Annotated in this window: 1 pseudogene; it reads right to left on the reverse strand. The window is 53.2% G+C overall.

The features are described 5' to 3' along the window. Positions 1-104: 104 nt before the first annotated feature. Positions 105-389: pseudogene (locus Q4563_RS16795) on the reverse strand (thiopurine S-methyltransferase); the annotation flags it as partial.

Consider the following 389-nt stretch of genomic DNA (forward strand, 5'->3'; position numbering starts at 1 on the left):
GTGTATGACCTGTTATCCGACACTCCTGCCTGAGCCTAACCCACCTGCACTCTCAATGTAATGTAGCCAGAGCCAGTTATAGCCAGTGGTCAGAACACCGCGGATCAAGACAGGGGCTGTAATATCCACACAGACTCTGTTGCACTCAGCCGGTTTTTCATAACGCCGTCAATCTCTTCGGTTTCCAGCAACAGCAGTCGATAATCCTGGTCGTAATGCTGATGCAGTTCTGCACGAGGCACAGAGAATGGCGGGCCTTTTCTTTTTTCCTGATCGTATTCGTAGCTCACCAGTAACTGCCTGGCCGTATCCGTCAACTGACGCAGGTGCTCACTGTAACGCTGGCGCAACGCCGGCGGTAACGCCACCAGTGCTGCGCGGTCATAGAT

The sequence above is a fragment of the Gilvimarinus sp. 1_MG-2023 genome (assembly GCF_030548285.1).